Source organism: Phenylobacterium sp. (assembly GCF_046290725.1).
Classification (GTDB): domain Bacteria; phylum Pseudomonadota; class Alphaproteobacteria; order Caulobacterales; family Caulobacteraceae; genus Phenylobacterium.
The window spans coordinates 1,169,624-1,176,347 of record NZ_JBKBUH010000002.1; the positions used below are offsets into that span (position 1 = coordinate 1,169,624).

Sequence of the window (6,724 nt, forward strand, 5' to 3'; positions counted from 1 at the left end):
AGGCGCGGGCTAGAACCTTCTCAGGCCTCAGTCGCGGTCTTCGTCGTCGATGTCGCCGACCTGGCCCAGGCGTTCGAGGAACAGATAGGCCGCCCGGCCGAGCACCACGAGCCCGACCAGCGACACCAGCCAGCCGAACACCAGGCCTTCGTTCGGCCCGCCGAGGGCGCTGACCGCCCAGACCACGCCGATCACGAAGACGATCGCGCCGAAGGTCGAAAGCCCCACGAGCGGCAGATAGCTGCGGCGTTCCGGCTCGGCCGGCGCCTCGCTGGCGTCGAAGTCCGCGGCCGGGGGCGCCACATGCAGCGCGGGCGGGAAGTCCGGCTCCGGCTCCATCGCCGGCTCGGCGCCCTGGGTGAAGGTGAGCGGCGGCTCTTCGGTCTCCGGCGCCGGGGGCTCCTGCCGCGGCTCCGGCTCGGGCTCCACGGGGGGTTCCGCGGGCGGCGGCTCGGGTTCCGGTTCAGGCTCCGGCGGCCGTTCGGCGTCGGTCGGCTCCGGATCGTTGGCGGGAATCTCAGGCGCCTCCGGCGGCGCAGCCGCCTCCTCGGGCTCCGGGAACAGGGCGGCGAAGCGTGCGCCAAGCGCCGCCGCGGCCGCCTGGGCGGGCCCCTCCGTTTCCTCCACCTCGCGGAACTCCGGCTGGGAGGAGCTTTCCCAATGGGCGGCGGCGAAGGCCCCGTCGAGGGGCGCGACCACCTTGGCGGGCGGCTCCCGCGGGATCCGGCCGTCCGAATCGAGGTCCACGCCGGGGGGCAGCACCGGGGTCGGGACTGGCACGAAGCCGCCGGGCGGCGTCAGGAACAGCGCCTTCTCGGCCGCGCGGCGGCGGACGAGGGCGTCGATGACCATGGGTTCGCCTTCGAACTCGGCCTTGCGCCACAGCTCCATGGCGCAGGCCGCTTGCAGCAGCGCGCCCTGATTGATCCGGCGCAGGACGGCCGAGCGGCGGAAGTTGTCGAGGCCGATATTGAAGGCGAAGGCGCAGAGCGCGTCGAACTGGTTCTGGGTAAGCGGCGTGAAGACCTGTTCGTTGACCGTCCGGGCCACGGCGATCAGGTCGTACATCAGGAGCGCCTCGGCGTCCTTTTCCGAGACTTCGGCCCCCTCACGGGCGGTCTGGGTGTGGCCATAGCCGATCGTCCACCGGCCGTCGGCAAGGCGGGCGGCCTTCGAGCGATAACCCTCGAAGCGCTTGATCAGCTCGATCGCAGCGCGGGAGACCTGATGACGCGGTTTCATAGCCGGGCTGACCCAAGTTGAGACACGAACGCGAACGCTCGACCTCTGCGGGCAAGATGAGGGCCGGCTAGAGCAGGATCAGGGCGGCGAGGCCAAGGAAGGCGAAGAAGCCCGTGAAGTCGGTGGCGAAGGTGACGAAGACCGAGGACGAAACCGCCGGGTCCCGGCCGAACCGCTCCAGGACCAGCGGCGCCAGCACGCCCACCAGCGAGGCGACGAACAGGTTGATGATCAGCGCCAGGCCGAAGGTGAGGCTGAGCAGGCCGTCGCGGAAGATCAGCCAGATGACCGACCCCGTGACCACCGCCAGGGCCACACCGTTGGCCAGGCCCACAGCCATCTCGCGATAGACGGTGCGGTAGGTGTTGACCTCGGAGAGCTCCTTGCTGGCCAGGGCGCGCACGGCGACCGCCAAGGATTGGGTGCCGGCATTGCCTCCCAGGGAGGCGACGATGGGCATCAGCACGGCAAGCGTCACCAGCTTGGCGATCTCGCCCTCGAAGGCGCCGATCACGCTGGCCGCCGCAGCCGCGGTCAGGGTGTTGATCATCAGCCAGGGGAGGCGCGAGCGCACCATGTCGCCGACGCTGGCGTTGCGCCCGGCGTCGGAGACGCCGGCGAGAGCCAGGATGTCCTCTTCGCTCTCCTCGTGGATGACGCCCACGATGTCGTCGACGGTGATCTGACCCACCAGCCGCCCGCCCGGCTCCACCACCGGCGCCGAGATCAGGTGGTACTTGTCGAAGATGTAGGCCACCTCCTCCTGGTCCATGCCCACGGGGATTTCGGTGACCGGTTCCATGATCTGGGCCAGCGGCGTGCTCCGCGGCAGGCGCAGCAGATGGCTGACGGGCGCAGCCCCCACCGGCTTGTAGCTGGGGTCGACCACATAGACGTCGAAGAACAGTTCCGGCAGGTCGTCGGCCTCGCGCCGGAAGTGGTCGATGGCCTGGCCTACGGTCCAGAACTGCGGCGCGGCCACCACCTCCCGCTGCATCAGGCGGCCGGCGGTCTCGTCCTCATAGGCCAGCGAGGTCTCGATGGCCGCGCGATCGGTCTCGGGCATGGCTGCCAGGACCTGGGCCTTCTTGTCTTCCTCCAGATCGTCGACGACGTCGGCCGCGTCGTCCGAATCGAGCTCCTCGAGCGCCTTGGCGAGCGTCGCCGGGGCGACCGTCTCCAGCACCTCCTCGCGGATCTCTGTGTCGAGCTCGGAGAGGATCTCGGCCAGGGCCTCGGGCGCCAGGTGGGCCAGCACCGCCTCGCGGTAGTCGGCGGTCAGGAAGCCCATCAGGTCGGCCACGTCGGCCGGGTGCAGGGCGCCCAGGAGCTCGCGCAGCCGCTCGGCGTCGCCGCGGTCGGCCGCGTCGATCACCATCGTGACGAATTCGGGATTGAGGGCGTAGTCTTCGCCAAGGGCGAAGTCTTCGAGGTCTTCTTCTTCGTCTTCGGGCGCTTCGCGGGAGGCTTCGGTCAGGTCGGCCGTTTCGCGGCTCATGCGGACCTCCCCTCGCCTCGACGGATTTGCGCTCTCAGACCGGTTGAAGACCCTGATTCACTGGTGCGGTCGAGAAGACTCGAACTTCCACGGGTTGCCCCACAGCGACCTCAACGCTGCGCGTCTACCAATTCCGCCACGACCGCTCGTGGTGAGGCGCGGCAGGTAGCAAACCCCCGCAGGTTTGTGAAGAGCTACTGTCCGCCGGCCATGAAGTCGTACACGTCGGCGGCGCGGGTGACGGCGATGGAGATGCGGTCTTCGTTGATCTGGATCTCGCCGCGGGCCACTGGATGGTTGTTGGCGAGGATCCAGACCTCCTCGTTCACGCTGGCGTCCAGGGGAATCACCGCCCCCCGGCCCATGCGCAGCAGCTGCTGCATGGGAAGGCTGGAGCGGCCCAGCAGGACCGAGATCTCGACATTGACTTCGTTGACTTGACTCAAGACCTGAAGCCTTCCGGAAACCGAACGCACACCGGGGCTTTGTTCGCGCCCCCACCGGCCCCACATTGCAGCTGACATGCTTGACCGCTCGTTAAACCCCGCCGCGACGCGCCGCCTCCTCCGCGCCGATGCAGAGCCCGTGGGCTGGGCGACCTCCACAGGCCTCGTGGATTACGAAACGGCCGTGGCGGCCATGGAGGCGCGGGCCGCGGCCATCGCCGAGGGTCGCGCGGGCGAACTCGTCTGGCTGCTGGAGCACCCGCCGCTCTACACCGCCGGGGTCTCGGCCAAGCCCGGCGACCTGCTGGCGCCGGACCTCTTCCCCGTCTTCCGCACCGGCCGCGGCGGCCAGTTCACCTATCACGGCCCCGGCCAGCGGGTGGCCTATGTGATGCTCGACCTGACCCGGCGCGGACGCGACGTGCGCGCTTTTGTCGCCGCCCTGGAGGCCTGGGTGATCGGCGCCCTCGACCGCTTCAACGTGGAGGGCCAGGTGCGCGAGGGCCGGGTCGGCGTCTGGGTCGAGCGGCGCACGCCCGGCGCCCCGCCGCGGGAGGACAAGATCGCCGCCATCGGGGTCAAGTTGCGCCGCTGGGTGTCCTTCCACGGGATATCGCTGAACGTGGAGCCGGACCTCTCGCACTTTTCCGGCATCGTCCCCTGCGGTCAGACCGAGCATGGGGTGACCAGCCTGGTCGACCTGGGGCTGCCGGTCACCATGGACGAGGCGGACGCCGCCTTGAAGGCGAGCTTCGCGAAGGTTTTCGGCCCCATAGAGGCGGCGGAGGCTCCGGTCGGCTAGATCGTCGCCGCCCTCAGCGGATTGGGGCCATAGCGGTTGGCGCCCGGTTCCCCGCCCATCACCGCCAGCTCCACCACGGCCCAGATCAGAACCAGGCCGAACAGGAAGTCGAGGAACCCCACCGGCCAGGGCCAGACGGCGAACAGCGCCGCCAGGATCACCGCCGCCCACCAGCCCGAGCGCCCGCGATCGTGCAGCCGCTTGGACAGCACGCAGGCTCCGCAATAGACCAGCGGCGGATAGACGAACCAGCCGGTGATCCAGTGCAGGGTCGGGTGGCCCGCCACCGACTCGTAGACCACCAGCAGCCCGACCAGCACGGCCGAGGCGATCAGGAACGAGGCCCGGCCGATCCGCCCGTCGGCCGAGAAGAACAAGACGCCCCAATCGGTCCCGCCGCCCATGGCCGAGGCTCAGCGCAGCCGCACGGCGGTGCCCGACGCCGTGACCATCAGCATGCCGTTCTCGGCGCCGAGGGCCTCGTAGTCGAGATCGACGCCGACGACGGCGTCGGCGCCCATCCCGCGGGCCTCGTCGCACATCTCGCGCAAGGCGATGTCGCGGGCCTCGCGCAGGGCCTTCTCATAGCCGCCGGCGCGGCCGCCGATGATGTTGGTGATGCCCGCGAAGAGGTCACGGAAGATGTGGGCCCCGATGATCGCCTCGCCGCTGACCACGCCGATGGTCCGGGCGATCTCGCGTTCGGCGACATGGGGCGTGGTGGAGGTGATCATGCGGCTTCCCTGGCGCACTTCCGATTGTTTGAGTAGGAACTTAGATTGCTCCGCATGAGCACGCCAGCCGCCTCGCCTTCGGGCTTCGACCTCGCCCCGCCCTCCCCCGACGAACGCCAACGCCTGGAGGCCGACCTTTCTCAGGAGGAGGCCGACGTCCTGCTGCGTCACGGCACCGAGGCGCCGTTCTGCGGCGGGCTTCTGGAGAACAAGGAGCCCGGCGTCTACTGCTGCCGCCTCTGCGGCCTGCCGCTCTTCCGCGCCCAGACCAAGTTCGAGAGCGGCACCGGCTGGCCCTCCTTCTACGCCCCCTACGACGAGAGCCACGTGAAGGGGATCCGCGACACCAGCTACGGCATGATCCGCATCGAAACGCTTTGCGCACGGTGCGGCAGCCACCAGGGCCACGTCTTCCCCGACGGCCCGCCGCCGACCCGCCTGCGCTACTGCATCAATTCTGTGTCCCTGGAATTCGTGCCCCACGGCCAGCCCCTGCGCGATCCGTTGGGCCGCGGCGACGACGCCCATCTGAAACCCGCCTGACTCAGGAAGCCGTGACCTCGATGTGGAAAAGCGGCGTCTGGGCGGTGGCGGCCAGCCTCGCCATGGTCGCCTGGATCGCCTACGGCAATCTTGCGGAGGACGAGGCCGCGGCCGGGACCGCCTTCCGCTCGGTGGGCGGAACCGATTCCGGGGTCGAGCAGGCCGCGCTCGAAAGCCTGCTTTCCGAGACGCACGCCGTGCTGCGCTCCGAGGCCTTCGAACGGAACCTCGCCGCGCTCGACCGGCGCCACCCCGTCGTCTACGCCAATCCGCAGCGGCAGTCCCTCGCCCCTTCCGAGGTCGCCGAGATCGTCGCCCTGAAGAAGCCCGGAGCCCGGTACGGCCGGGTCGAAGTCCAGCTCGTGGGCGGCCGACAGGATCCCGGCGGCTGGGTGCACGCCAGCGCCGGCGAGATGGGCGAATCCGGCCGCTACGCCGGCATGGCGATCGGCCGCGGGTTCCTGGAGCTGTATCGCTCGAGCGACGTGGTCGAGCGGTCGTGTGCGATCAATGTCGCCGCCCATGAATACGCCCACACCATCTCGACGACCCCGATCTGGTTCACCCACGCCTTCACCGACACCACCGCGCGGCAGGCGAAGATCCCGAACCGCCGCCATCCTGGCACGCCGGTGGCGAGCTACCTGATCGGCTCGGTCGCCCAGTGCACCTGGCTGCAGGCGCAGGGCCGGATCGCCGCCTCCGACGTACCGGCCTGCGTGGAGGTGTTCGGAACCGCCGCGGCCAACGACGCGCGCTGCCGGCAATTCCGAAACGGCCAACCGGTCGCCCTACGGCCAGACCTCGCCCCAGCCGCTTCGCCCCTCTGACGGCGAGCGGCCCCTCCGTCTCGCCGTCCTGCGCACGTCGATCCACCTCTCCCAAGAGGGGGACGATCTGGAGGCCCCGACAGCCGCCTCAGAGGCCGAGTTCGGCCTTGGCGATTTCGGCGACTTCGATGGCGAAGCTCGGATCGTGGCCGTCCTCAATGGACCAGCAGGCCGAAAGCGCAGCGTGGGCCAGGATCCATTGCAGAAGCCGCCGCGGCTCCAGTTGCGCCGCCTCGGCGACCACGGCGACTTGGCGCGCGAGCCTGCCCGGCGCCGTGGCGGTCGCGCGGTCCGGGTTCTTGAAGAGATTGGCGTAGTCGTAACCGCGCTCGCCGACCACGCCTTGCGGGTCGATGGCGAGCCAGCCGTCGGCTCCGAAGTCGAGGATGTTCCCGTGGTGGACGTCGCCATGCAGGACGACCATGTCGCGCGGCGCGTCCAGCAGCTCGCCTACGACGGCCCAGGCGGTCCGGAAGACGCCGCCCTGGGCCGGGGGGGGGGGGGGGGGGGGGGGGGGGGGGGGGGGGGGGGGGGGGGGGGGGGGGGGGGGGGGGGATGTCGGGGGGGGGGGGGGAGGGGAGAGAGGAGGGGCGCACAAGATGCGCAACGCGCGCCGCACGCCGACACCC

Annotated in this window: 9 protein-coding genes and 1 tRNA gene; 3 read left to right on the top strand and 7 right to left on the bottom strand. The window is 70.2% G+C overall.

Features of this window, described 5'->3' with window-relative positions:
* Positions 1–27 precede the first annotated feature (27 nt).
* From ACK41C_RS17020 to ACK41C_RS17035, 4 genes are all read right to left on the bottom strand, one after another.
* Positions 28–1,242 carry a lysozyme gene (locus ACK41C_RS17020; protein WP_409656632.1) on the bottom strand — a complete coding sequence of 405 codons (1,215 nt, stop codon included), beginning with the start codon at positions 1,240–1,242 and terminating at the stop codon, positions 28–30.
* 67 nt (positions 1,243–1,309) lie between these two features.
* The gene (gene mgtE / locus ACK41C_RS17025; RefSeq protein ID WP_409656634.1) at positions 1,310–2,740 is read right to left on the bottom strand and encodes a magnesium transporter; all 1,431 of its coding nucleotides are present in this window, start codon (positions 2,738–2,740) and stop codon (positions 1,310–1,312) included.
* Between the two features lie 61 nt (positions 2,741–2,801).
* Positions 2,802–2,886, bottom strand: a tRNA-Leu gene (locus ACK41C_RS17030).
* 48 nt (positions 2,887–2,934) lie between these two features.
* The gene (locus ACK41C_RS17035) at positions 2,935–3,216 is read right to left on the bottom strand and encodes a FliM/FliN family flagellar motor switch protein (RefSeq protein ID WP_409656636.1); all 282 of its coding nucleotides are present in this window, start codon (positions 3,214–3,216) and stop codon (positions 2,935–2,937) included.
* A 46-nt stretch (positions 3,217–3,262) separates the two neighbouring features.
* Between ACK41C_RS17035 and lipB the strand changes: the two genes are divergently transcribed.
* On the top strand, positions 3,263–3,988 hold the full coding sequence (gene lipB, locus ACK41C_RS17040) for a lipoyl(octanoyl) transferase LipB (protein WP_409656638.1): 726 nt from the start codon (positions 3,263–3,265) through the stop codon (positions 3,986–3,988).
* Here lipB and ACK41C_RS17045 read toward each other — a convergent pair.
* Together ACK41C_RS17045 and ACK41C_RS17050 are read right to left on the bottom strand one after the other, a co-directional pair.
* Positions 3,985–4,392: a DUF805 domain-containing protein gene (locus ACK41C_RS17045; protein ID WP_409656640.1), complete on the bottom strand. Its 408-nt coding sequence runs from the start codon at positions 4,390–4,392 to the stop codon at positions 3,985–3,987. The genes lipB and ACK41C_RS17045 overlap by 4 nt on opposite strands.
* A gap of 9 nt (positions 4,393–4,401) precedes the next feature.
* Entirely contained in the window at positions 4,402–4,722 is a 321-nt protein-coding gene (locus tag ACK41C_RS17050; RefSeq protein WP_409656642.1) for a heavy metal-binding domain-containing protein, read from the bottom strand.
* A 54-nt stretch (positions 4,723–4,776) separates the two neighbouring features.
* On the opposite strand from ACK41C_RS17050, the gene msrB reads away from it, so the two are divergent.
* Both msrB and ACK41C_RS17060 read left to right on the top strand, forming a co-directional pair.
* Positions 4,777–5,265, top strand: a complete 489-nt coding sequence (gene msrB / locus ACK41C_RS17055; protein ID WP_409656644.1) for a peptide-methionine (R)-S-oxide reductase MsrB — start codon at positions 4,777–4,779, stop codon at positions 5,263–5,265.
* Positions 5,266–5,285: 20 nt separating this feature from the next.
* Complete coding sequence (locus tag ACK41C_RS17060; protein ID WP_409656646.1) at positions 5,286–6,095, top strand: hypothetical protein; 810 nt, start codon at positions 5,286–5,288, stop codon at positions 6,093–6,095.
* Between the two features lie 88 nt (positions 6,096–6,183).
* Here the strand turns inward: ACK41C_RS17060 and ACK41C_RS17065 are convergent, their stop codons facing one another.
* A complete protein-coding gene (locus tag ACK41C_RS17065) occupies positions 6,184–6,714 on the bottom strand; it encodes an aminoglycoside phosphotransferase family protein (RefSeq protein WP_409656698.1) in 531 nt (176 codons plus the stop codon).
* Positions 6,715–6,724: the final 10 nt, after the last annotated feature.